The following is a 25,322-nucleotide window of genomic DNA, read 5'->3' as shown; positions in this document are numbered from 1 at the left end:
ATGATAGAAAATTTTAATCACTTAGAGTTATAAATCTAATTCCCAATAGATAAGTTTTCATCATCCTGTTACAAGTTTTTTCAATAGTTGTATTTGTGATGCATGTCACAAATTAAATCAAGTAAAACATCGATGGATTCAAGTTCAATAAAGGATGGAATGGAGTAAACTCAAGATTCTATGAATCAAGCATCTTAAGGTTATTTGGGTTAGAAACTTGAAGTCACTTGGGAATAAAAAAGGGCCAACAGGCCCTAAATTTTGCTAAAAATGGATAACGCCACTTAAATTGCCATCTTTTGTGGACCGATTACTTTTGTAAACCACTTACTTTTGTAAACCAAAGTGAAGATAGGCGCGATCAGTGGCAATTCTTCCACGTGGTGTTCGCTGCAAATAACCCTGCTGAATAAGATAAGGTTCTAGTACATCTTCTATCGTGTCTTTTTCTTCACCTATAGCGGCCGCCATATTATCCAACCCAACAGGCCCACCACCAAATTTTTCCATAATGGCCAGCAGCAGTTTCCGGTCCATATAATCAAAACCTTTGGCGTCGACATCAAGCATATCGAGTGCCTTACCTGCAATTTCAGCACAGATATGACCATTTCCTTTCACTTCGGCATAATCACGTACACGACGTAACAGGCGGTTTGCGATACGAGGTGTTCCACGTGCACGCCGTGCAACTTCAAGAGCGCCCTCAGATTCCATAGATAATCCAAGACAATCCGCGCTACGTTGGACAATATCCTGCAAGTCGCTCACTTTATAGTACTCCAGACGCTGAGTAATACCGAAGCGATCACGCAGTGGTGAAGTAAGTGACCCCGCTCGAGTTGTTGCACCGATTAATGTAAATGGAGGCAAATCAATCTTAATAGATCGTGCAGCTGGCCCTTCTCCGATCATGATATCCAGCTGGTAATCTTCCATTGCTGGATAAAGGACCTCTTCAACCATTGGACTTAGACGATGGATCTCATCGATAAAAAGAACATCGTTCTCTTCTAAATTGGTTAACAACGCCGCAAGATCACCTGCTTTTTCTAAGACGGGACCAGAGGTTGTCCGGATATTCACTTCCATTTCATTCGCAACAATATTTGCTAATGTTGTTTTACCCAATCCAGGAGGGCCAAAGATCAGTAGATGGTCGAGAGCTTCATTTCTTAACTGAGCCGCTTTGATGAAAATTTCCATTTGTTCACGGACATGATCCTGCCCTTGATAATCGGCCAACTTCTTGGGGCGTATAGCGCGATCAATGACATCTTCATCCTGAAAAGATGGGTTATCTGGCGCAATTAAACGATCCGCTTCAATCATAATCTTCTCTTCGTCTTAGCCTTATACCATTGATTTTAGTGCTTCACGGATAAGTTGCTCACTGGTCATATCCGCTTTGGCAATTTGAGAGACAACTTTAGAAGCCTGAGTAGGTTTGTAACCGAGAGCAAGTAAAGCGCTGATCGCTTCCTCTTCTGCGCTATTGGAAGTGTTCTGGGCAGCATCCGCTGGTGCGGCATCTGTATGTGGAGTGAACAGATCACCAGCTCCCCACCCTTTAAGGCGATCTTTCATCTCAACCACCAAGCGTTCAGCAGTTTTCTTACCAACACCTGGTAACTTAACCAAAGTGGAGATATCTTCACGCTCAACGCAGGAAACAAATTGGCTTGCCGTCATCCCAGAAAGAATACCTAAACCAAGCTTAGGACCAACACCATTGGCTTTAATAACTTCACGAAATAGAGCTCGTTCTTTGACAGTATTAAAGCCGTAAAGCAATTGAGCGTCTTCTCGAACAACAAAATGAGTATATATAATGGCTTCTTCACCAATATTAGGCAGTTCGTAGAAACAACTCATCGGCATCTGGACTTCATAACCAATACCATTAACTTCAATTAAAACTTCAGGGGGCTGTTTTTCTAGTAGCATGCCACGAAGACGTCCGATCACATTAGATACTCTTTTTAAGTGAATTTGACACAGAATAATCAAGAACTGGATAGACATCCAGTTCTTTTTATCCTATTGCGCTATCGATAACGACCTTTTTTGGCACTGGTCGCCTTACCTGCCAATGCCACTAATGTTTTATTGGTATTGGCATGACAAATCGCCACCCCTAGCGCATCAGCCGCATCAGCTTGAGGCTTGGCTGGCAATTTCAACATATGTTGCACCATGTGCTGTACTTGAACTTTATCAGCACCACCAGTGCCCACTACCGCCTGTTTAATGAGACGGGCAGCGTATTCGTAAACGGGTAAATCTGCATTCACCGCAGCGACAATCGCACTGCCACGAGCTTGACCCAACTTTAAGGCTGAATCAGCATTTTTAGCCATAAACACTTGTTCGATAGCAAAGACATCAGGCTGAAATTGAGTAATGATTTCTGTTACGCCAGCGTAAATTTGCTTGAGTCGACCGGGCAGTTCCTTTTCAGAAGTACGAATACAACCGCTGCCGAGATAATGCAAGTGACGACCTTGTTGACGTATGACCCCATATCCCGTAATGCGAGAGCCTGGGTCAATGCCTAAAATTATGGACATGACATTTCCTGATTTACCACATTGCTCCATCGGCACCCAGTAAACAAAAGGGACGAGTTTAGTGAAAGCACCTAGAAAGCACATGCTTAGATATCATTGAGTAACAAGATATCGTTGGGTCTCTTTAAAATATACTCACTTAAAATAAAAACTCCCGCTAAAGCGGGAGTTTTTATTCAATCGCTGAGGTTTTATTCAGCTTCTTTCTCTTTCGCAACCGTTACAGCAATCGCTAGCTCTTCTAGAGCTGCTGGATTTGCAAGACTTGGGGCATCTGTTAGCAAACAAGACGCGTTGGTTGTTTTAGGGAAGGCGATAACATCACGGATGTTCTCTGTACCACATAACAGCATAACGAGACGATCTAGACCGAATGCCAGGCCTGCATGTGGAGGTGTTCCAAATTTCAGTGCATCAAGCAGGAAGCCAAACTTCGCTTGCTGCTCATCAGCTTCAATACCTAGGATATCAAATACTGCTGATTGCATTTCTGCGTTGTGGATACGTACAGAACCGCCGCCTACTTCATAGCCGTTCAGAACCATGTCGTATGCGTTTGAGTTTGCTGCTGCTGGGTTCGCTTTTAGCTCCTCTGCAGTCACACCTAAAGGCGATGTGAATGGGTGATGCATCGCGTGAAGATTACCTTCATCGTCTTCTTCAAACATTGGGAAGTCAACAACCCATAGTGGCGCCCATGCAGACTCATCTGTTAGCTCTAGATCTTTACCTAGTTTCAGACGCAGTGCGCCCATAGCTTCAGATACAGTGTTTGCTTTGTCTGCGCCGAATAGGATGATGTCACCAGATTCTGCTTGAGTGCGATCTAGAATGCCGTTGATCACCTCTTCGTTTAGGAACTTAGCCACTGGAGATTGGATACCTTCCATGCCTGCTGCACGGTCGTTAACCTTCATCCATGCTAGGCCTTTCGCACCGTAAATACCAACGAACTCACCGTAGCTGTCGATTTGCTTACGAGTCAGCTGAGCACCACCTGGTACACGGATAACTGCTACGCGACCTTTTTCATCGTTAGCTGGACCTGAGAATACTTTGAACTCTACATCTTTAACTAGGTCAGCAACATCCACGAGTTCTAGTGGATTACGTAGATCTGGCTTATCGCTACCGAAACGACGCATCGCTTCAGAGAATGGCATGATTGGGAACTCACCTAGATCAACGTCTAGCAGCTCTTGCCACATATCACGCACCATTTTCTCAGTCGTCGAACGAACTTGCTCAGCCGTCATGAAAGACGTTTCGATATCGATCTGAGTGAATTCTGGTTGACGGTCAGCACGCAAATCTTCATCACGGAAACACTTAACGATTTGGTAGTAACGGTCGAAACCAGACATCATCAGAAGCTGTTTGAATAGCTGTGGAGACTGAGGAAGCGCGTAAAAGCTGCCTTTATGAACACGGCTAGGTACTAGATAGTCACGAGCGCCTTCTGGTGTCGCTTTTGTTAGTACTGGCGTTTCGATGTCTAGGAAACCGTTGTCATCTAGGAAGCGACGAACAAAGCTAGATGCTTTAGCACGTAGCTTGATGCGGTCGCTCATTTCTGGACGACGTAGATCTAGGTAACGGTACTTCAGACGTTGCTCTTCAGAGTTCTTTTGGTTGAAGTCTAGAGGCAAAACGTCAGAACGGTTGATGATTTCAAGACCTTTAGCAAGAATCTCAACTTCACCTGTTGCCATATCTTTGTTTACTTGGCTTTCTGGGCGTACGCGTACTTCACCCGTGAGTTTGATACAGAACTCATTACGAAGTGTGTTAGCCACTTCATACGCATCTGCCATATCTGGATCAACAACTACCTGAACGATACCTTCACGATCTCGCATATCGATAAAAATAAGACCGCCTAAATCACGACGACGGTTAACCCAGCCGCACAGTTCTACAGTTTGTCCTGCAAGGGACTTGTTCAGGTGACCACAGTAATGGGTACGCATAATGAAATTCCCAATCTCTTAAAATTATTAACTACTCTCTGTCAGCCTCATTGCCGATCAGAGTAAAACCCCATTTATACGCTGAAAACCTATGAAAATCGACTACTCAACGTACAATTCATTGTGTTTTATCATTCATTGGTGATTTTTAATACAACAAGTGTTCAAAAGCACACCAATTTGAAAAAATTGCTGCTGATTATAGCGTGAAATTATCTATTTCAGCAAAACTCTCGTAAAGTAAGCAAAGTAATAAAGAACAAGAACGTATAATGAATACCTTACCCCTTCGACTTGGACTGACCATGTGGTCACACAATCAATGGCAGCAAAGCTTTTATGGCAGCGGCACCAAACCTGCTGAGCGTTTAGAAAAGTATGCGCAAGTCTTTCATACCGTAGAAGGTAACACGACTTTTTATGCCACTCCGACATTCAATACAGTCCAAAATTGGAAAGCCGCAACTCACGACAATTTTAAGTTCACCTTTAAACTGCCCAAAGCGATCACTCATGAGCACATGCTCCGAGGTTGCGACGAGCCCTTACGTGATTTTATGAAAGTAATGGAGCCACTTCATGGACGTGTTGGCCAATGGACGATTCAACTCCCAGCCGCTTTTGGACCTGAGCACTTAGACAGGTTGAAAGCATTTTATGACAAATTTCCTGTGGGGTTTCCACTCGGGGTTGAAGTCCGCCATATGGCCTTTTTCTCTAAAGGAAACGAAGAACGTACTCTGAACCAATGGCTATTAGAAAATGGCATTGACCGTATTATCATGGACAGCCGACCTGTATTCGCAGCACCGCCGAGCACGGAAGCTGTGATTGATGCCCACCAGAAAAAACCACGCGTTCCCGTACATGCGATTGCAACAGCCCACCAGCCAATGATTCGCTTTATTGGTCACCCTAATATGGATGAAAACTTGCGATTTTTTGAACCTTGGTTGAACAAGCTCCCGCTTTGGATTGAACAAGGCGCTCAACCTTATTTGATGATCCACACCCCAGATAACATTCAAGCGCCAGAACTTGCCGAAAAACTCTATAAGCAACTGCAGCTTAAGCTCTCATTACCGGATTTGGCTGCGTTTCCTGCCAATGATGGTCATTCACAAATACAGATGTTTTAGCTAATCGTATAATTAAGAAAATGACAGAGGCTCGAAATTCCCATAAAATACGCGCCTTTTTGATGTCTGACTATTTCAGACGGCGTGCTTACAGAGATTGAGTTATGAACCCTAAAAGCAATCCAGATACTATTTTTTCGGCTCCAATCGATAAAATTGGGGATTTCACCTTCGATGAGCGTGTTGCGGAAGTCTTTCCCGATATGATTCAGCGCTCGGTGCCAGGTTACAGCAATATTATTTCTGCTATTGGAATGTTATCCGAACGCTTTGTTAAGCCACACACGAATATCTACGATTTAGGCTGTTCACTGGGCGCAGCTACACTCTCCATGCGTCGCCATGTGAAACATGAAGGCTGCCAAATTGTTGCGGTAGACAATTCCACTGCCATGGTGGAGCGATGTAAGTTGCATGTGGACGCTTATCGCAGTGATACTCCAGTGAAAGTCGTAGAAGCCGATATTAGAGATATCGAAATCGAAAACGCCTCTGTTGTGGTTTTAAACTTCACTTTGCAGTTCCTCTCTCCGCAAGATCGTTATGCTTTATTAGAAAAAATACACGCAGGGCTGCGTCCCGGAGGCATCCTTATTTTATCTGAGAAGTTCGTCTTTGAAGACACCATTGCGAATGAACTCTTGATCGATCTTCATCATGACTTCAAAAGAGCCAATGGCTACAGTGAGCTCGAAATTAGCCAAAAGCGTAGTGCGATCGAAAATGTTATGCGACCAGACTCTAAAAAAGATCATAAAGAACGCTTTGCCCAAATTGGCTTTTCGAGCTTTGACGTTTGGTTTCAATGCTTCAACTTTGGATCAATGTTTGCGATTAAGTAGTGCTAAATACGTAAACTCTATGGACTATGGACAACGCTTTGCCCTCATGTTCAGCCTAGTTATAGGCAAGGTATATTTAACTTTTACACCATCAATTCAGTGAAAAACTATGTTTAACTTTGCAAATTTTTATCAACTTATTGCCCAAGACTCTCGTCTTCAACCTTGGCTGAATGTCCTACCACAACAGCTTACAGATTGGCAAAATGCAGAGCACGGAGACTTTAATCGCTGGTTGAAGGCGTTAAATAAAATCCCTGAAGGCTCACCTGATCAAGTTGATCTTTCTCACTCTGTCACAATCAGCAATGACACACCCTTTCACGAGGGAGAATTGAAGAAACTTGAAAACCTGTTACGCACCTTTCATCCATGGCGTAAAGGCCCTTATACCCTCCATGGTATTCATATCGATACTGAATGGCGCAGTGATTGGAAATGGGACCGTGTTCTTCCACACATTTCTCCATTAAAAAATCGTAATGTTTTGGATGTCGGTTGTGGAAACGGCTACCACATGTGGCGCATGCTAGGTGAAGGCGCCCGACTTTGTGTTGGTATTGACCCCTCTCACCTTTTTTTAATTCAGTTCGAGGCCGTTCGCAAATTAATGGGTGGCGATCAAAGAGCTCACTTACTCCCACTTGGTATCGAGCAGCTACCGAAACTTGAGGCATTCGATACCGTTTTTAGTATGGGCGTTCTTTATCATCGGCGTTCTCCACTGGATCACTTGATTCAGCTCAAAGATCAGTTAGTTTCAGGTGGTGAACTGGTGTTGGAAACACTCGTTATTGAGGGGGATGAGAATGCCGTCTTAGTTCCAACATCTCGATACGCTCAAATGCGTAATGTGTATTTTTTCCCGTCAGCCAAAGCCTTAAAAGTATGGTTAGAGTTAGTTGGCTTTTCGGATGTTCGTATTGTGGATGAAAACATTACTTCTGTTGGAGAGCAGCGAACAACCACTTGGATGACACACAATTCTCTGCCTGATTACTTGGATCCAAATGACCCGAGTAAAACCGTTGAGGGTTATCCTGCCCCACGTCGTGCCGTCCTAGTTGCAAAAAAATATTAAATTACTGAGTTTTTTGACATTGTCATAACTCGATTCAACAATTAAGATACTATCTTGCTTAATTAGCCGGAGCTAAGAGGATACCCCGTCTTCTTAGCTCAGTACTGATTGAGTCCGTTCCTCGCCGAATAAGACACAAATGCAACATTCTTGCTTGTTAGCCATGAGGGATGGAACTAAACTTCTAAAAATCTAAAATCTTAACCCAATATCAAGGTTTTCAATGTTTAAACGATTGACTCCGGTTATTACTGTTGCTTTATTATCAGGTTGTACCACCTTAACCCAAAGTGAGCAGTACCACCAAGAAGCACTTGCGGCCATCCAAGCCTCCGAAACCAATTTCAATCATCGACTTTCAGGTTTAGAACTCAAGCTCAACACCCAATCTGACGATATTGAGGCATTGCAGGGGCAAGTAAAAAAACTCACACTTGAGCTCAACACCCTTCGTAAAAAGACAGCAAAACGTTTACAAAAATCGAATGAATCGATAAACCTTCAAGCTTCAACCTCTACCCAAGCTACCCCAACTCACCAGATTGTTCTCGGTTCTGTTGAACGAATGACTATTGACTCCATCAAGCAAACATTTGATGCTCAAATCGATACAGCCTCAGTAACTTCATCACTCAACGCTGTAGACCTCGAAGAGTTTGAAAGAAATGGGGAAAAGTGGGTCCGTTTTCATCTAGCAAGCAGCAGCCAAGCCAAAAAAGAAGAAAAGCTTTGGATTGAAGCACCCATTTTGCGCTACGTAAAAGCTCATAAGACCGATGGCTCATCGCTTGCACGCCGTCCAGTTGTAGAGCTGTGGGTTCGTGTCGGTAAAATTCATGAAAAAGCACAATTTACTGTCTCCAGCGAGAGTAAATCTCAGTTGCCTGTTTTATTAGGCAAAGCCTTCATACGTGACATAGCCGTTGTAGATGTCAGCCGCCAATACATACAGACAACCAAAGAGAAGAAATAAGGTAGATTATGACGTCAAGAATTCCATTTTACCTATCCATACTCCTTTTAGTCGCTGCAGGGATCGCGCTAAGCGTTATTAGACACGAGAGTTACGGTGTTCCTTGGACGCCTGGTGAACAACGCCAAGTTTGGGATGTTGAAGCTCGTATCGAATTTACCGCCAATGGCGGAGAAGTGAAAGCCTCACTTGCTGCACCACATACCCAACAAGATTTCACTCTCATAGGAGAATCGGCTTCCTCACCAGGATACGGTGTGTCCTACGTCGACGCTCCTTCTGGTCGACGCGCTGAATGGTCTATCCGTCAAGCAAGTGGACCACAAACCATCTATTACAAAGCTCAGTTTTTAGTTGACCCGCAAGCAAAGTTTGATCAACAACCACCAACAGAGAGCATTACAAAGCCTACCCTCTCTGCACCACAACAAGCGGCGGCCAAAGCACTGATTCAACGTGCGATGAGCCGCTCTGCAGATAATGAGACTTTTACCCGCGAATTAATCAAGATACTTAATGATCCTGATAGCCAAAATGCAGCTTTGATGCTCAATGATTTTGACCGAACCGAAGCCTTACAAAACCTTTTGCTAACGGCCGGAGTACACAGCAAAGTGGTTGGTGTGATCGAATTGGAAGATGGCCGTCGCAGACAAATGATTCAACCTATGGTTCAAGTTTGGTCTGATAACAAGTGGGTGCTTTTCTCGCCTAATTCAGAGCAAGCAGCCTCACAAACCAACCTTCTTGTTTGGGATGAATCCAATGTTTCGTTACTTGATCTTATGGGCGGTAAAAACAGCCAAGTTCATTTTTCAATGATCAAGCAGCAACTGACACCAAAAGAAGCGACAGATAACAAAGTTGCCGCCGATGGCCTGTTAAACCTGTCTATCCATAGCTTGCCTCTTGAAGAACAAGCGATGTTCAAGACCATTATGCTCATCCCTATCGGGGCATTAATTGTGGTTTTCCTTCGCGTTATCATTGGCCTAAAAACATCAGGTACTTTTATGCCAGTGCTCATTGCGGTTGCTTTTGTGCAAACGACTTTGATCACAGGTGTGGTTGGTTTCTTGCTCATAGTAGGAACGGGACTGATCATTCGAAGTTATCTCTCTAGGCTCAACCTCTTATTAGTCGCCCGGATTTCTGCCGTCATCATTACCGTCATCATGATCATATCGGTCTTTACCGTGGTGGCATTTAAGATTGGACTAACAGAAGGCCTGACGATTACCTTCTTCCCGATGATCATTTTGTCTTGGACTATCGAACGTATGTCGATTCTGTGGGAAGAAGAAGGGGCAAAAGAAGTCGCACTACAAGGTGGTGGTTCACTGCTTACTTCAATTCTGGTCTATATGGCGATGACTAACCCATACATCCAGCATTTAACGTTTAACTTCTTTGGACTGCAATTGGTCGTGCTTGCCATCATACTGCTTCTTGGTACGTACACAGGTTATCGCTTAACAGAATTACGCCGCTTTAAACCCCTTGCGGAGGATTAATGATGTTTGAACGTTTTACTTCGCCAGCAAAGCTACGCCATAAAGGCATTATGGGCATGAACAAACGCAACCACAGCTACATTGGTCGCTATAATGATCGTTCTAAATACCCGCTGGTTGATGATAAATTAAAAACCAAAATCATTGCTGAAGCTGCTGGGGCGACAGTACCCACTTTAATTGGTGTTATTTCAAGCCAAGCAGAAGTGAAAAAGATCCACGACATGGTACAAAACTGGCCGGGTTTCGTTATCAAGCCAGCACAAGGTAGTGGCGGCAAGGGAATCCTTGTCGTGACCTCCCATAAAGATGGCGTCTACACAAAGCCATCAGGGGCAACCATCAATAAAGAGGAAGTTGAACGTCACATCAGTAACGCTCTGGCTGGTTTGTTCTCTCTTGGGGGGAAAAATGATGTCGCGGTGGTGGAAAACTTAATTAAGTTTGATGATTGCTTTGAAGGGTTCAGTTTCGAAGGAGTACCTGATGTCCGTATCATCGTCTTTAAAGGCTACCCTGTGATGGCGATGATGCGTTGCTCTACTTCTGCTTCCGATGGAAAAGCTAATCTACACCAAGGCGCTGTAGGTGTCGGTATTGATATTGCGACAGGTAAAGCAATACGTGCGGTGCAATTTGATCAACCGATCACGCATCACCCAGATACGGGGAAAGACTTATCAACGCTTCAGGTTCCTCATTGGGAAAGACTATTAGAACTTGCTTCTAGTGCTTGGGAAATGACCGGTCTAGGCTATATGGGTACAGATATGGTACTGGATAAAGAGGAAGGGCCAATGGTTCTTGAGCTTAATGCACGTCCTGGTTTAGCAATACAAATCGCTAATGGTGCGGGTTTACTGCCTAGACTCAAACACATTGAAAACCTAGGCACGCAAGCCGAATACCCTAAGCCCAAAGAACGTGTCGCTTACGCAGCTGAACAATTTGGTGTGAAATCCCAATTCTAAGCACTGGCTTCAGATCCGAAACATCTGAATGTTTAGCGATGAAAATTAGTGGGCTTTAAAATATCCCTAATGAATACCTCTAATCAAAAAAACGCCGCAGATTTCGATCTGCGGGCGTTTTTTTGTGACTCATACTATCTTTTGTGGTTCATACTAACAATCACACAGATAAGCCGTTTTTATCGCTTCAATCATTATGATTCAATCGCTTCCATGATTGCTTGAGCGTCGTTATTTGGTTTCTGAGCTTGCCCAAAACCGCGTAAGCCAACCACATGAACATGTTCATGATCTTTGAACACTTTGCGAACAAGCTTATAGGTGGTGCCTTTTTCTGGACTGATATTTTCAGGTGCCGCGATAAGCAGCTGCATATCCAGTCGGTCACACAATTCAAATAGAGTCGAAATTGACTTCGTATCAAGACGCGCTGCCTCATCGAGGAACAACAAGCGACAAGGCACAATGTCTTTACTTCTCAAGCGACGTGATTCTTCTTCCCAGCTTTGTACAACCATTAATAGGATAGATTGACCTGTACCGATCGCTTCACCTGTTGATAGTGCCCCAGATTCCGCTTGTAGCCAACCATCAGAACCACGGTTTACTTCTACGCTCAACTCTAAGTAGTTACGGTAATCCAATAGCTCTTCACCAAGGATCTGTGGAGAACGCTGACCCATATCAATATGAGGGTTGACTCGCTGGAACAGTTTTGCCATCGCTTCAGAGAAGGTAAAGCGAGAAGACTCAAACAAATCTTTATGCTGATCTTGATGAATGGAAAGACCATTTAAAAGAACCTCGTGACTTTCGCGAATCTTCACATTTAGACGTACGCCTTTGACCTGCCCAAATGAAATATTCGATAAGCCTTGGTTCAGCATACGGATACGGTTTTGCTCACGTTGAATGGTCTTTTTGATGATGCTCGCAACCGACTCAGAGCTGATTGCTAGGCGGTTTTCACGTTGCGTCAGTTCCTCGGTTAGACGGGCCAGCTCCACTTCCATCTCTTCGATTGCTTCTACTGGGTCATCGGTACGAATGATATCCTGACGAATGCGTTCACGTAGATGCTGATAAACAGCGATATAGAACAATACCTTACGTTCAGGACGAGCATTATCTTCAGATAATCGTAATGCATCGCGTAAATCGTCATTATTAGCCACAGCAAGGCGCAACGCACCCAGTGATTTGTCCGACATTGAACGTAACTCATCGGCTGACAAATAAGCCAATTCACGTTTATGTAGGCGACGTTCGACATCGTTTTCACGTGCAAGACGAAGAACTGAGCACCAGCCTGCTTTTGCTGCGACAACAAAGGTACGCAGTTCCACGTATTCTTTCTGTACCTTCTTCATGCGCTTGGCTAAGCCTTTCATCTCTAATTCGGTAGAGGTAATGGTACGTTCGTACTCGCTCTTACGACTTCGAGAAGTATGAAGACGCTCGTGTAACTCATCACGGCGACGCATTGCTCGCTCTTCTGCCCCTTCATCGGCATTCACACCGAATTCTTGTAGTTCTTGCTTGAACTCCTGAACCGTCTCCAATTTTGCTTGATGTGAGCTTTTCAAAGAGGCCAATACTTGATTGTATTGGTTCATTTGACTCTGTGACTGCTTCAGTTCCTCACGACTGCGCGTACGCATCTGCTCTGCTTGAACCAGTTTTGCTTTTAATTGGTCACTCAGTTCACTGCTCTTATTTAACAGCTCCATTGAGTCAGCATAAGCGAAATAATGACGACGCTCGACCAAATCTGAAAGAGCAAATATTTGCTTCTTAAGCTCTTGTAGTTGTTCGTCTGCCGTTTTGTACTCAGCTTCAAGTGCATCAAATTGCTCTGGATCCGCTTCTAATGCAACCGCTATTTTTTCTAGCTCACCAACCGCCTTCGCGTGTGAGTTTAAGAATTGTTTTGCTTCAGAAAGCAGAGAAATTTTCTCTTCCAGCTCATCAAAACGAGCTTGCAGTGTATCATCGTCGATGAGAATAATATTTGCGGCCAATTTATCCAAAGAAGAAAGCGCTTGCTTACTGGTTTGCAATTGTGAGCGTTGCTGTTGCTCTTTACTATCTAAGTCCGCTAAGACACGAACGACTTGATTACGTTTGTCGCGGATAACCACCAGCGCCTGCTCAGGATCAGCTTCAAAAGCGACCTGAATATGCTTTGCAACAAATTGGTTGAATGCTTGGTATAGACGCTGCATTTTCTGCGAGTCAAAAGCAGACTTCGCATGCTGTTCAACCACTTCCTCTCTCTCATTACGAAGAAGTTCTAAGCGTTGTTCGCGTGCCGCACGACCAAATAAAGGAATCTCAGGAAAGCGAGAGTAACGCATTTGGTGCTCGTTCATGCGAACACATACTGCACCCTCAAGTTCTTCAGCATTAAATGAACTATCATCAAATGCATCTACGTCACCTTCAATGATGTATAAATCTTCAGGACAGTCATCTAATTCAACTAACTTCTCTTCGATACCGGATAAATCAGAAACCACGATAGCATGACGTGCTGGACCATACATGGCGCTAAAGTATGGAGCATCATCAATGGTGATGTCATCGTAGATCTCAGAGAGCAGTACACCACCCAAAGTATCGGCTAAACCTTTCAAACGAGGATCATTTGAACCGCCAGGTGAGGCAAGGCGCTCAATTTCTGTTTCAAGCTGGTTGCGACGCTCTGACAACTTGTCTTTGGCGATAGAGAGCGCTTTTTCTTGTTCAAGTACAGCCTGCATTTGGCTCATAACCGCTTGACTGTCTTCTAACGCCGCGCCACTTTGCTCACGTAGCTTTTCTAGCGCATCATTGGCGGCAATCCAAGCAGGGGCAATGGCTTCCAGTTTATTGATTTCCGCTGCAGCATTTTGCTCAATACGGCGCTGTTCACCACGTTGTTCACGCAATTCTTCTTGCGACATTTCGAGTGAATCAATTTGCATCGCATGGCGTTCACGTTCTTGTTCAAAGGCAATTTCATCCGTTAATTCAACATGAAATTGCTTTTGGTATTCAGTAACTAGCTCGCGAACTTGACGTTGCTGGTTCAAGCTGCGTTCAAGATCACGATGCTGTGCACGCCATTGCTGCTCATTCTGAACCACTTGCTGTGACTCACGCGCTTTCAAAAGAACGGTTTTGGCCTGTTGAGAGGCCTCTTTGCGTTCTACCGAACCGACAATACTTTGGACTAATGTCAAAGCCATTTCGAACTGCTCGGCTGCTGCAGATGACATGTCTAACTTGTGCTTAAACGCTAACAAAGCATTGGTATTTTCAGCTTCTTGACTCTTAAGTTCAGACACCAACTGCTGTGCAGATTCTGCGGTTAAACTTTCATCTTTAAGTAAAGTTTTCGCTTTCTCAAGCGCTTGAACAGCTTGCTGGTACTGAAGAGCTCGAGTTTGTTGTACATCAAGCGCTTGTTGGTAATCCGCAAGTTGCGTTTTAAGGCTGTCTACCTCTTCTTCCGCTACGGTCGCTTGCTCTTCCGCCATCATGACGCGTTCTTGCGCTTCTTCCACCACCATCATCTGCTCTTCAAAGCGCTCATTTAGCTCTTCAAGATCTTCTTGGTAGCGTTCAATCTTCTCTTGTTGACGTAACGCATTTTGTACTAACTGCAAATGATCAGACGCGGCTTGATGATCTTGCTCTAACGCTGACTCCGAATCGAGCAATAACGCTAATTCTTCTTGAACACGGTTAAGTAAGTTGTTTTGTTCAACCAACGTTTCCCGTGACCCAAACAGTTCTGAACGTAGTGAAAGGGTTTTATCTAATTTTTTACGACGATCGTTAGCATGGCGCATGTAGTCAGCAGCCACGTAATTTGTTGATTCGGTGATCAGGTGTTTGAAGAGGTCACGATCTGCTTGCGTAGTTTTGATCGCTTCTAACGTCATACGGTTTTCGCGCAAGGCAGATTCCATATCTTGGAACGCTTTTTTTACGCCACCATTTTGCGGCAGAAGGTAATCACGCAATGAACGGGTAATAGCACTTGAAATACCACCGTATAATGAAGCTTCAATCAAACGATAAAACTTCGAACGATCGCCCGAGTTACGTAATTTCTTTGGAACGACACCAAATTCAAACATTTGGGCATGGTAGTCAACGATAGAAGAGAAGGCTTTAAACTGAACACCTTCATACTCTCCAATAACCTCTTTGACTTCGTTAAGCTGCCTAACTCTGGCTTGGGTTGCGGAGACACTTTCAATCAATATATCTGTCGGCTTAACGTGACTCGGCAAGCCTTGGATAACGAAGGGTTTGATGTCTACTTTTTTGTCACGCCCTGCAACTTGCTGTAGCTTAACAGCAAACAATAGGCGTTGGTTTCGAGAATTGACGACATCCAAAGCAGCATAACAGGCACCTGGTTGTAATTTACCAAACAAACCTTTATCGCGAGATGACTGGCTGCTACCAGCTTCCGTAGTATTACGGAAATGCAATAGTGTTTGGTCAGGGATTAATGCGGTAATAAATGCTGCCATTGTTGTCGACTTACCTGCACCGTTACCGCCAGATAGCGTGGTAACCAAATCATCAATATCAAAAGTACGGGCAAAGAAGCCGTTCCAGTTAACCATGGTCAACGATTGATATTTACCACGTTCAATCATGCTCATACTTCACCCTCATTTGTTTGCTCTTCAGCTTGGTCATCTTCAGTCAATAAACTGCCTTGGCTCGGCTCTTTCGTATGAACGACTGCTTCACCATCGCGAATCAAGCGTAATTGTGCCTCTCTCATATCATCACCCGAGCGAACATCAGCACCAAAACGGAAGACCGATTCACTGATGCTAAATTTACTGGTTTCACCAATATTGATAATCATGCCTAATCGACGCAGGCGACGTAGAGACGTTCGCACTTTTTCAAACAGCTTTTCTTTATCAAGATCCGAACCAGTTGCACGGTTGGTGACCAGTCGCATCAGCTTGTTTTCATCAGCCAAAGCCAGCAGTTCTTCATACAGCTCTTGATTAGTAAAAATACCTTCATGAGCAAGGCGCTCTGGGCTGAGATATAAAAAGCACAACACTTTACCAACCAACATATCTAACTCAGATAGAACACTTCGTCCAATCAGTGAGGTTGAGCGAGGTCGAAGGTAGAAAAAACCTTCAGGGGCTTTAACTAACTCAGTGTTGTAGCGCTGATAAAATGACGAAAGTTCTATTTCAAAATCTGACAACAAAGCGTAATTATCGAGATCCTCAGAAGAGATATGTCGACCAGCACGAAGCATACTGTCCAGCGCAGGAAATAAAGGGTTTGCTATCGCTTTAACCAGATTATCTGGCATATATTCATTAGTATCTGTCGATGACATTTGCTTGTACCTTTGCACCAAATTCATTGATGGCTTTCCAGTTTGGTTGAATAGCCTGATAGTCGGATTCCGAGTAACCAAGACGGACCGCTTGATCAACAACAATACGGGCTAAATCAAAATGATGAGTATGTGGATGCTGTGAAAGGTAATCTTTTAGCACCGCACTTAAGTCGAGCGGCGTATTTTGCTCTTTATGTGCTTTCAACATCTCACCAATTGTTTCGGAGAGCTCATCATTCACTTTTTGAAATTCTTCATATTCCACTTCCATTGGAACTTGCCCCGTGACTTCATCGTTACGGAGAATAAGCGCCTCATCACGAAGGTCAGAGAGTTTTTCGGCATTGGCATAAGTGAGGAACCAAGGCATATCGAAGTAATCCGTCATGGATTGGCGTAAACGAGCACTGAAGGCACGATTTTTATCCATATCAATCGCAGTACGAATAAATTTATGCACGTGACGATCGTAACCAATCCAGAGATCAATCGCTTGTTGGCCCCAACTGGTAATTCGATCGAGTTTCATCTGTAAGCCAAACAATGCTTCTTCAATAAACTCTAGCTCAGGATCACCATACACAATGCCCTGAACATCCAAAAGTTGTGTTTGTAATTCATCACTGGCTGCTTGCAAGGTGTCTTGCAGCTCACGAAGTGTGCTTGATGTTTCTGAGAGCAGCGCTTCACAGTTATTGATTGCCTCGCGCCAGTCTTTATTCAGTAGGTCTGCGATTTGCTGTTTTACGGATTGCTGCTGTTCATCCATCACTCTTTGGTTAAGATCTATTTGATCAAATATTTCACCAACAGAGTACTTTAAAACGCCATAGACATTCTTCTTCCAATGTCCTGGTGTTCCGCCTTTTTGAGCTGCTTCAATCGCTTTTGCCATCTCATCAGCAACCATGGAAAGCTGGATAGAAAGACGTAATTTAGAAAACTCACGGTGACGAACGTAGTAGTCGGTAATGCCGATCGCTAAGGGGGATAAGCGATAAATACTCGCTCCATCTGTCATTTCACTGACAAAGCGGCTGATCAAACGTTGTTTGACCATCTCATTAATAGCATTGTTTGCACGGAAAGCCGACGCTTCTCCAGTGGCTTCGAAAAGGCGAGTCACGATGGCAAATGCGTCATGTAGTTCACCTTCTCCCAATTCTTCATCGAACCTTTCGTTACTCAGTACAGCGATAGCAATCAAAAACGCCAAACGTTCTGTAGTCAGGTTCAACGAGAAGTCATTCTGCTTTACCCAACCTACCAATTCATCAATCGGTTGATCGGCCGCATTAAGAGTTATCTCACTCATTGTGATTCCTGTTTATCATTTTTCTTGGCCCAAACATGTATGTAACGGCCTAATGAGAGGTAGGGTTCTTGTCGGCAAAGTTGTTTTTCTAGTGCCAACACATCCTCAAACTCATAGTCACCCATATATTGCTGATTACCGATGTAATCACTAAATGAGCGAATACCGGACTTACCACAAATAGTAAAACCCGCGTTTTCTATCCATTGATAGACATCTTCTGGCTTTAAACCTTGTTGAGGCTGTAATTTAAATCGTTTCCGGTGAGGCATACCGTTTAATACATGTGGAATATTGCCACAAACCACATTTTTGTAAACCAAACCGTGATGGTTATAAAACATAACTGAAACAATACCCCCAGCTTTCACTTTGGCCAGTAGTTTTTCAAGCGCGTATTTTGGATCAACGAGCCACTCCATAACCGCATGAAACATGACGAAATCAACGGGCGTCGATAGATGTTTATCGATAGATTGAATCGGAGCATGAATAAACCGATACTGTTCCAGTAAACCGTTTTTATCTATATCCTGCTTTGCTAGCTGCAACATTTCTGAAGACAAATCACACAGGCTCACTTCATGTCCGAGCGCGGCAAGCTTTTGCGACATCTGAGCCAAACCACCACCTGCATCAAGTATTTTTAAGGGTTGCTGGTGAGCCTCTAATTCATTTAGAATTCTCTGGAAGTCTTCCCATACAATGATTTGTCTAAGCTCTCCTTTGTCTGAGCCGTAGATATTTTTTGCAAATTTGTGGGCGATATCGTCGAAATTGCGGTCTTCAGTCACTTTTGCTAGGTTATGATTAAGGATTATCTTGCTATTCTGGCACAAGGAAGGCAGGAATAAAGAGTATCACCCTTATTTTTATTATCAATTGATGTTTTTTCGGACTATTTATGTATGTTTGAGCTGAAAAAAGTAATATCTGCACTACTGATGCCCTTACCCGCGCTTCTCATTATTGGGTTATTGGGACTGATTCTGGTCAGTTTTACCACCAAACGTAAAACAGGTTGCTTCATCATCCTGTTTTCTCTTTCTGGTATTTTTCTCGCCGCATTCCAACCTGTATCAAATAAGTTGCTTATGCCTATGGAGCGCGAGTATAAGGCTTTTTTACCCACACAATCGACCGTAGATTACGTGATGGTGTTAGGTAATGGCCATGTAGTCGATGATGAGCTTCCTCCCACATCACAGCTAAGTCGAGCAGCATTGATGCGGCTTGCTGAAGGAATAAGAATCCTACGGATGTACCCTGGAGCTAAGCTGATTCTCTCTGGTTATGCAGGCGGCTCTAAAGTAAGCCACGCAAGAATGATGGCCAATGTAGCTCTCGCTCTCGGCGTTTCAAAATCTGATATCATTCTACTGGAGGATGCCAAAGACACTTGGGAAGAAGCTCGACAATCTGCTGCGTTTGTCAATCAAAAAGAGGTGGTTCTCGTCACTTCGGCAAGCCACATGAAGCGTGCTCTCTTAGAATTCAATGCTGCAGGAATTAAGCCTATACCAGCCCCAACCAACTTTTTATCGGTAAAAGATATCGAACAGCCTTGGCAAAAATACGCGCCTAAGTCACAGTACCTTGAGCAAACTGAGCTCTACTGGCATGAATTACTTGGCACACTATGGCAAAAATTGCTTAACAAGGTCGGATACTCAAACCATTAAGATTAAAAAAGCAGAAAGTAACGGATATACCCAAGTAACCTCAAGATACTGTGTTCAGCGAGATGACCTTAACTCTCAGGCGCGGCAACGATTCGAAAATATAGTGGCTCTACATTGAGAGTCGTTAACAAAGTCTGAGAGTTAAGGCCGCTCGCCCTTTGGGAGCGTGTCACTGAGCCGACTTCTTGCGTCAAACAACCGTTCTTCTTACAAAAATAAGAAAGAGCCGGCTATTCCGCTTCGTTGTCTTCCTTGAATTCGACTCAGTGACCTCGCTCTGAATCAAGCATCTTGAGGTCACTTGGGTATACAAAAAAGGAGAGCTGAAGCTCCCCCCTTTTTTGTCAATGCTGATTTACAGACAATATTTAGTCTCCAGCAAACATATAGCCCTCACCATGAACCGTCACAAAGATCTGTGGGTTCTTAGGATCAAACTCCATTTTCGCTCTCATACGTCTGATCAGTACATCAATGGTACGATCATTTGGCGCATCCACTCGATGGCTGATCATGTTCAAAATTTGATCGCGGCTCAGCACTTGATTCGGATGTGACGACAAAGCAACAAGCAGCTCGTATTCTGCTTTTGTGAGTTTAACTGGTTCCCCATTACGGCTTAACGCTCGGCGTTGAATATCAAAGGTCCATTCACCAAATCGAACAACATGAACATCGTTAGTTTCAGTAACGGATCTCTGTGACCCTTCACGAGCTGCAGAAATACGCCATAACAAGTTTTTAACTCGAACTAAAAGTTCTCTAAGCTCAACTGGTTTTGTAACGTAATCGTCCGCACCCATTTCGAGTCCAACAATCTTATCAATACTATCCGTGCGCCCCGTTACCAGAACAATACCAATATCGGATTGACTGCGTAATTCACGGGTCAACATAAGACCATCTTCACCAGGCAAATTAATGTCTAACATAATCAGGTCAACGTCACCATCTTGAAGCACTTCGCGCATTTCTGCGCCACTTGCCGCTTCACTTACCTTGTAGCCTTCATTTTGGAAATAACCCGTTAATTTGCTGCGAGTTACAACATCATCTTCTACGACTAATACGTGATAGTTCATGTACACCACTTCTGTTTTTATTATTTTCAAGTGTCTATTCTATTCATATTCCGTAACACTTCTAGTCATAAATCACTTAAAATATAAAAAATCACGATCCTATTGGCATCCCTTATACCTTGGATTCTGCTAAAAGTGTTGAATATAAACCATCTCTTAGGTTTATCAGTGGCAAAGAAAGCCACTAATTTTCATTATTTATCAGTACATTTTCTTAAAACATCACCTTCAAAAGCACAACATTTATACCTCAATGATTTCAAGACGCTTGGTCAGACACCTAAATCGCGATGTAAAACTGAAGGGCATACCACTTTTTCTTCATCTGAACTTTGATTTGGGATATAGAACCTCACAGAAAGTTAAGTATACAATTCACATGAAATCATTTAGGAGTAATAACATGCAAGACCTCAAAGCTTTCAATGAAAAACGTGCGGAGATCTATTGGTGGTTCTCGAGCCTCTTTGCCAAAGAGTTAACCCAAAAAGAACTCGACGCTTATCAAGATGTCGAAATACGAGGTTTTTTAGCAGGCCTTGGTGACAATGCATTACTCCACTCCCATATTTCTCGTGTTGTCGATGCACTAAACCGCCTACAGGAACGCGAAGATGCCCAACTTGAACTGGCTGCTGACTTTTGCGATCTTTTCCTAAAAACAGAGAAGTATGGTGCACTCCCTTATGCTTCAATGTATATCGGTGAGTCCGGTTTACTTAATGATAAACCTACAGAAAATATCGAAAAACTGATGGCTGATTTTGGTGTTGAAGTCGATAAAAACTTAAATGAGCCAGCTGACCACCTTGCCATTGAGCTTGATTTTCTCGGCAATATGATAATCCGCACCAATGAAGAAACATGCGAGCAGAAAATAGAACAAGCATTTTCAGAGCAAAATGACTTTATTCAACAACATTTATTAAGTTGGTTGCCGCAATTTGATGCTAAATGTCAGAAATTTGATGAATTTGGCTTCTATAGCAGTATTTCTCAATTACTCATTTCATTCTGTAAACTAGACAGCACCTACCTTATTGGTGAATAATTAGTAATTATTTTATGGAGCTTATTCATTTAAGCTCCTATTTGTTCACACATTCACCGTTAACTTGATAGCAAAATCACGTTAAGCAGATTAAATTATGACTTAATCCATGCAAATTCATCGCTGAAAATATTGCCAGCGCACTGACACACGTCTAAAATGTGAGCGCAATCGATTAAGTATAAGTAAACCGCGACTAATAAGCGGTTTTTGTTTTTATCCATTCGTCTAACGAATCTTTACTCTTTATAAAACAAACAGATAATCAGTCACCAATAGATGGTGCGACTCAATCCTAGACAGAGCGCTAAACAAGCAGACGAGAGGGAGCAGTTCCATTACTTTTCTGTGGTTTAGATAGCCAACGACTATTATTGCTTATCGCTAGAACGTTTTTCGAAGATGGATAGCCCGATACAGGATTTCATTTATGGCCACAATCAAAGACGTAGCTCGTTTAGCAGGCGTTTCTACGACCACAGTTTCTCATGTAATCAATAAAACACGTTTCGTTGCAGAAGCAACCCAAGAGAAAGTGATGAAAGCCGTTGAGTCTCTCAACTATGCGCCAAGTGCGGTAGCTCGTAGTTTGAAGTGTAACACTACACGTACTATTGGTATGCTTGTCACTCAATCAACCAACCTGTTTTTCTCAGAAGTCATTGACGGTGTTGAAAGTTATTGCTATCGCCAAGGATACACTTTGATTCTTTGTAATACTGGGGGCATCTATGAAAAGCAACGCGACTATATCCGTATGCTTGCTGAAAAGCGTGTTGATGGGATTTTAGTCATGTGTTCTGATTTGACCGAAGAGCTAAAAGAAATGCTCGATCGTCACCCTGACATTCCAAAAGTTGTTATGGATTGGGGCCCAGAAAGCTCACAAGCTGATAAAATCATAGATAACTCCGAAGAAGGTGGCTACATAGCGACAAAATTCCTTATCGATAATGGTCATACTGATATTGCCTGTCTAAGTGGTCACTTTGATAAAGCGGCGTGTAAAGAGCGCATTGCAGGCTTCAACCGTGCCATGGTGGAAGCTAACCTAGCAGTAAACAGCGAATGGATGATTGAAGGTAACTTCGAATGTGATACCGCCGTTTTAGCTGCGGATAAAATTACAGCAATGAAGAACCGACCAACGGCTGTTTTCTGCTTCAATGACACTATGGCATTAGGCTTAATGAGTCGCCTTCAACAAAACGGCTATAAAATACCTGATGACATTTCCATTATTGGTTATGACAATATTGAATTGGCGGAATACTTCTCTCCACCCCTAACGACCATTCACCAACCCAAACGCCGAGTAGGCAAAAACGCCTTTGAAATTCTTTTGGAACGCATCAAAGATAAAGAACACGAAAAACGCGTATTCGAAATGCAACCAGAGATTGTCGTGCGGAGCACCGTCAAGAATCTGAAAAATCTATAGCTTCACCTATACCCAAGTGTTCTCAAGATGCTTGGGTACAACCTCCCCCTATCTTGCTTGCTTGCTTGCTTGCTAAAATAGCCTCCATCAAAATTGACTCAGCCGTTAACATTTTATGTCCAAGTAACTTCATGTGCTTGAGTATATATTTCAAACAGGCACTGATACTGTTTCAATCAGGCGCTAATGTGCAAACCCAAACATTCACGTCGGTTATATTTTCTTTATTTCTAAGCAAAGTGGTTAATATAGACAAAACAATTAATATCAATGACTTCCACAACAAATCATACGCCGAGAAAATAAATTGCCCATTATACAACAAACCTAAAATAAGCATATACACTCATAAAAATAAGCATATTAACTGAACCAGTATCACATTTCTTTATTTACATTGTGATGTTAATTCAAGATACAAAGTATCCTCAAAATTGTCACGCACAGGGCAAACCATTTGAAAGAATGGGACGCAAAGCTTCCGGCCTTAACCACCTTTTTAAGTGGAAGGTAGCGGGGTTGCCGATGGCAAGCAGGCTGCAATCGAATATCTTTTATAAGCTTGCATGCTTGTAATTGCTTAACTCTCGGACCTGACTTTTGGTGGCGTAATATTAATTACACCGAGATAACAGATCATGGATAAACCGATACTCAAAGATTCAATGAAGCTATTTGAAGTACTTGGAAAGATCAAGTCACGTTCAATGTTTGGTGGTTTTGGGCTGTTTGCTGATGAAACAATGTTTGCACTCATTGTCAACAATCAGCTGCATATAAGAGCAGACCAACAAGCTTCATCACACTTCGAAACTCAAGGACTCAAACCTTACGTCTACAAAAAACGTGGTTTCCCTGTGGTTACGAAATATTATGCTATTTCTGACCAACTATGGGAGTCACCTCAGCGTTTACTGGAAGTGGCTAGGCAATCTCTGGCCACCGCCCAAAAAGAGAAACAACAACAAGCAACAACGAAGCCAAATCGCTTAAAAGATCTTCCTAATTTACGCTTAGCAACCGAAAGAATGCTAAAAAAGGCAGGTATAGACTCTGTAGAGCAGCTTACAGAGGAAGGAGCCGTGAGCGCTTATAAAGCTATTCAAGACACCCACTCCTCTAAAGTCAGTCTAGAGCTTTTGTGGGCTCTTGAAGGCGCTATCAATGGTACTCATTGGAGTGTGGTACCCCACTCAAGAAGAAACGAACTCATGAGTTCTCTTGATTAGTTTATTTTTAGCACTTAACGACAAAAACGCGGCCTCGTTAAGTCGCGTTTTTATTGTCTGAGTGAAACTTCTAAGCGTTGTTGAAGTTTATGATTAACAACGTTTTGGGGAAAGCAATAATCTTTAGAAATAACCGTGTTCTTTGGGGAGAATAATGTTCTGTGGATATAGCACTGTTATGCAGTTATATACCAGAGGTCATCTCAAGATCCAGCGTTCCACAGACGACTTGAGGTCACTGGTATAAGAGTTAAGCGTTTAATAAAGTGGTTTTCTTTTGCTTTCTAATAAACTCAATAGAATGGTAATTGAAGTCCTCAGCTCGTTCAACATTGCAGACATGACCACAATTAGGGATTTCATGTAGAGTGCTGAGTGAGTGTACCGCAACCATTTCTTTAACAGGCTTAATAAACATGTAATCCTGTTCGCCCATTAGATATAAGGTCGGTATTGGTAGCTCCTTCTCTTTGAAATATTTCATCAAGGGGTTAACATCAGCAGCTAAAATAAACCAACGTTTGAACTCTTTTTGACACAGCTTTTTCGCCTCACGAACAAATAAATGCCTTGATTCTTTCTGGTTTTTTTGAGGCATGACAATATAAGCAAATAGCTTGTATAACCACATATAGGGCATGATGTGTTTGACTAGGTTACCCATATGCACAAGCAGTTGTGAACGCGTATTTAATCGTGTGACCGCTCCACCCAATACCATTGAGCGAACACGCTCAGAAGCCAATTCAGCCAAGTTTCTGACAATAATAGTCCCTAAAGACATCCCAACAAAATGTGCCGATTGAATTTTGAGGTGATCCAATACATGAACAATATCTTTAGTCACATCAGAAAAAGTGTAGCGGTTGGTGATTAACTCTTTAAGTAGCTGATTTGATTGACCATGACCTCTTAAGTCAATCAACAACAAATTAAAATGTTGCTTATATGCTTTAATTTGCTTAAACCATATTGATGAACTGCCACCAGCCCCATGCACAAATACCACCCACTCACGACTGGTCGAGTGCAAATACGTTTTATGAAAGAGAATTGGTTGAGTCATCGCTTATTATTCAAAAAGT

The 25,322-nt window shown here is 43.0% G+C and carries 20 protein-coding genes and 1 riboswitch; of the genes, 10 read left to right on the top strand and 10 right to left on the bottom strand.

The window, feature by feature from the left end; translation table 11 throughout:
* Window positions 1–327 precede the first annotated feature (327 nt).
* From ruvB to aspS, 4 genes are all read right to left on the bottom strand, one after another.
* Window positions 328–1,332 (bottom strand): Holliday junction branch migration DNA helicase RuvB, encoded by a 1,005-nt coding sequence (gene ruvB / locus BS333_RS05215; RefSeq protein ID WP_021710155.1) that lies wholly within the window; start codon window positions 1,330–1,332, stop codon window positions 328–330.
* 21 nt (window positions 1,333–1,353) lie between these two features.
* Entirely contained in the window at window positions 1,354–1,968 is a 615-nt protein-coding gene (ruvA, locus tag BS333_RS05210) for a Holliday junction branch migration protein RuvA (RefSeq protein ID WP_033003908.1), read from the bottom strand.
* Window positions 1,969–2,048: 80 nt separating this feature from the next.
* Complete coding sequence (gene ruvC, locus BS333_RS05205) at window positions 2,049–2,570, bottom strand: crossover junction endodeoxyribonuclease RuvC (RefSeq protein WP_021710157.1); 522 nt, start codon at window positions 2,568–2,570, stop codon at window positions 2,049–2,051.
* A gap of 191 nt (window positions 2,571–2,761) precedes the next feature.
* Window positions 2,762–4,540: an aspartate--tRNA ligase gene (gene aspS / locus BS333_RS05200; RefSeq protein WP_021710158.1), complete on the bottom strand. Its 1,779-nt coding sequence runs from the start codon at window positions 4,538–4,540 to the stop codon at window positions 2,762–2,764.
* A 272-nt stretch (window positions 4,541–4,812) separates the two neighbouring features.
* Here aspS and BS333_RS05195 point away from each other — a divergent pair, with 272 nt between their 5' ends.
* From BS333_RS05195 to BS333_RS05170, 6 genes are all read left to right on the top strand, one after another.
* Window positions 4,813–5,679: a DUF72 domain-containing protein gene (locus tag BS333_RS05195; protein WP_021710159.1), complete on the top strand. Its 867-nt coding sequence runs from the start codon at window positions 4,813–4,815 to the stop codon at window positions 5,677–5,679.
* Between the two features lie 104 nt (window positions 5,680–5,783).
* Window positions 5,784–6,521, top strand: a complete 738-nt coding sequence (gene cmoA, locus BS333_RS05190; RefSeq protein ID WP_021710160.1) for a carboxy-S-adenosyl-L-methionine synthase CmoA — start codon at window positions 5,784–5,786, stop codon at window positions 6,519–6,521.
* Between the two features lie 109 nt (window positions 6,522–6,630).
* Window positions 6,631–7,602, top strand: a complete 972-nt coding sequence (gene cmoB, locus BS333_RS05185) for a tRNA 5-methoxyuridine(34)/uridine 5-oxyacetic acid(34) synthase CmoB (RefSeq protein ID WP_021710161.1) — start codon at window positions 6,631–6,633, stop codon at window positions 7,600–7,602.
* Window positions 7,603–7,825: 223 nt separating this feature from the next.
* On the top strand, window positions 7,826–8,575 hold the full coding sequence (locus BS333_RS05180; RefSeq protein ID WP_021710162.1) for an ATP-dependent zinc protease family protein: 750 nt from the start codon (window positions 7,826–7,828) through the stop codon (window positions 8,573–8,575).
* An 8-nt stretch (window positions 8,576–8,583) separates the two neighbouring features.
* Window positions 8,584–10,089 (top strand): inactive transglutaminase family protein, encoded by a 1,506-nt coding sequence (locus tag BS333_RS05175; protein ID WP_021710163.1) that lies wholly within the window; start codon window positions 8,584–8,586, stop codon window positions 10,087–10,089.
* A 2-nt stretch (window positions 10,090–10,091) separates the two neighbouring features.
* Window positions 10,092–11,060, top strand: coding sequence for an alpha-L-glutamate ligase-like protein (locus BS333_RS05170; protein ID WP_033003905.1), 969 nt, complete (start codon window positions 10,092–10,094; stop codon window positions 11,058–11,060).
* A 194-nt stretch (window positions 11,061–11,254) separates the two neighbouring features.
* Here BS333_RS05170 and mukB read toward each other — a convergent pair whose 3' ends face one another.
* Genes mukB through cmoM form a run of 4 tightly spaced genes read right to left on the bottom strand, consistent with a single transcriptional unit; the run spans window position 11,255 to window position 18,546 of the window.
* On the bottom strand, window positions 11,255–15,718 hold the full coding sequence (gene mukB, locus BS333_RS05165) for a chromosome partition protein MukB (protein ID WP_033003910.1): 4,464 nt from the start codon (window positions 15,716–15,718) through the stop codon (window positions 11,255–11,257).
* A gap of 2 nt (window positions 15,719–15,720) precedes the next feature.
* Window positions 15,721–16,434, bottom strand: coding sequence for a chromosome partition protein MukE (gene mukE / locus BS333_RS05160; protein WP_021710166.1), 714 nt, complete (start codon window positions 16,432–16,434; stop codon window positions 15,721–15,723).
* A complete protein-coding gene (gene mukF / locus BS333_RS05155) occupies window positions 16,415–17,752 on the bottom strand; it encodes a chromosome partition protein MukF (protein ID WP_021710167.1) in 1,338 nt (445 codons plus the stop codon). Before mukF ends, mukE begins: the two co-directional genes overlap by 20 nt.
* Entirely contained in the window at window positions 17,749–18,546 is a 798-nt protein-coding gene (gene cmoM, locus BS333_RS05150) for a tRNA uridine 5-oxyacetic acid(34) methyltransferase CmoM (RefSeq protein ID WP_021710168.1), read from the bottom strand. The genes mukF and cmoM overlap by 4 nt, the downstream gene beginning before the upstream one ends.
* Before the next feature lie 114 nt (window positions 18,547–18,660).
* On the opposite strand from cmoM, the gene elyC reads away from it, so the two are divergent.
* Complete coding sequence (gene elyC / locus BS333_RS05145; RefSeq protein WP_021710169.1) at window positions 18,661–19,434, top strand: envelope biogenesis factor ElyC; 774 nt, start codon at window positions 18,661–18,663, stop codon at window positions 19,432–19,434.
* A 368-nt stretch (window positions 19,435–19,802) separates the two neighbouring features.
* Here elyC and torR read toward each other — a convergent pair whose 3' ends face one another.
* Window positions 19,803–20,516 (bottom strand): two-component system response regulator TorR, encoded by a 714-nt coding sequence (gene torR, locus BS333_RS05140; protein WP_021708684.1) that lies wholly within the window; start codon window positions 20,514–20,516, stop codon window positions 19,803–19,805.
* Between the two features lie 403 nt (window positions 20,517–20,919).
* On the opposite strand from torR, the gene torD reads away from it, so the two are divergent.
* The 3 genes from torD (at window position 20,920) to BS333_RS05125 (ending at window position 24,237) form a co-directional block, all read left to right on the top strand.
* Window positions 20,920–21,567 carry a molecular chaperone TorD gene (torD, locus tag BS333_RS05135; RefSeq protein ID WP_021708683.1) on the top strand — a complete coding sequence of 216 codons (648 nt, stop codon included), beginning with the start codon at window positions 20,920–20,922 and terminating at the stop codon, window positions 21,565–21,567.
* Between the two features lie 430 nt (window positions 21,568–21,997).
* The gene (gene purR / locus BS333_RS05130) at window positions 21,998–23,008 is read left to right on the top strand and encodes an HTH-type transcriptional repressor PurR (protein ID WP_021708682.1); all 1,011 of its coding nucleotides are present in this window, start codon (window positions 21,998–22,000) and stop codon (window positions 23,006–23,008) included.
* 437 nt (window positions 23,009–23,445) lie between these two features.
* Window positions 23,446–23,535: riboswitch (cyclic di-GMP riboswitch) on the top strand.
* A 111-nt stretch (window positions 23,536–23,646) separates the two neighbouring features.
* A complete protein-coding gene (locus BS333_RS05125) occupies window positions 23,647–24,237 on the top strand; it encodes a TfoX/Sxy family DNA transformation protein (protein ID WP_021708681.1) in 591 nt (196 codons plus the stop codon).
* Between the two features lie 250 nt (window positions 24,238–24,487).
* On the opposite strand, the gene BS333_RS05120 is transcribed toward BS333_RS05125, so the two are convergent.
* Window positions 24,488–25,303: an alpha/beta fold hydrolase gene (locus BS333_RS05120; protein ID WP_033003392.1), complete on the bottom strand. Its 816-nt coding sequence runs from the start codon at window positions 25,301–25,303 to the stop codon at window positions 24,488–24,490.
* Between the last annotated feature and the right edge of the window lie 19 nt (window positions 25,304–25,322).

The sequence above is a fragment of the Vibrio azureus genome (genome assembly GCF_002849855.1).
Lineage (GTDB): Bacteria > Pseudomonadota > Gammaproteobacteria > Enterobacterales > Vibrionaceae > Vibrio > Vibrio azureus.
The sequence above is the reverse complement of the archived record's forward strand: the minus strand, read 5'-3'. Positions and strand labels throughout refer to the sequence as shown.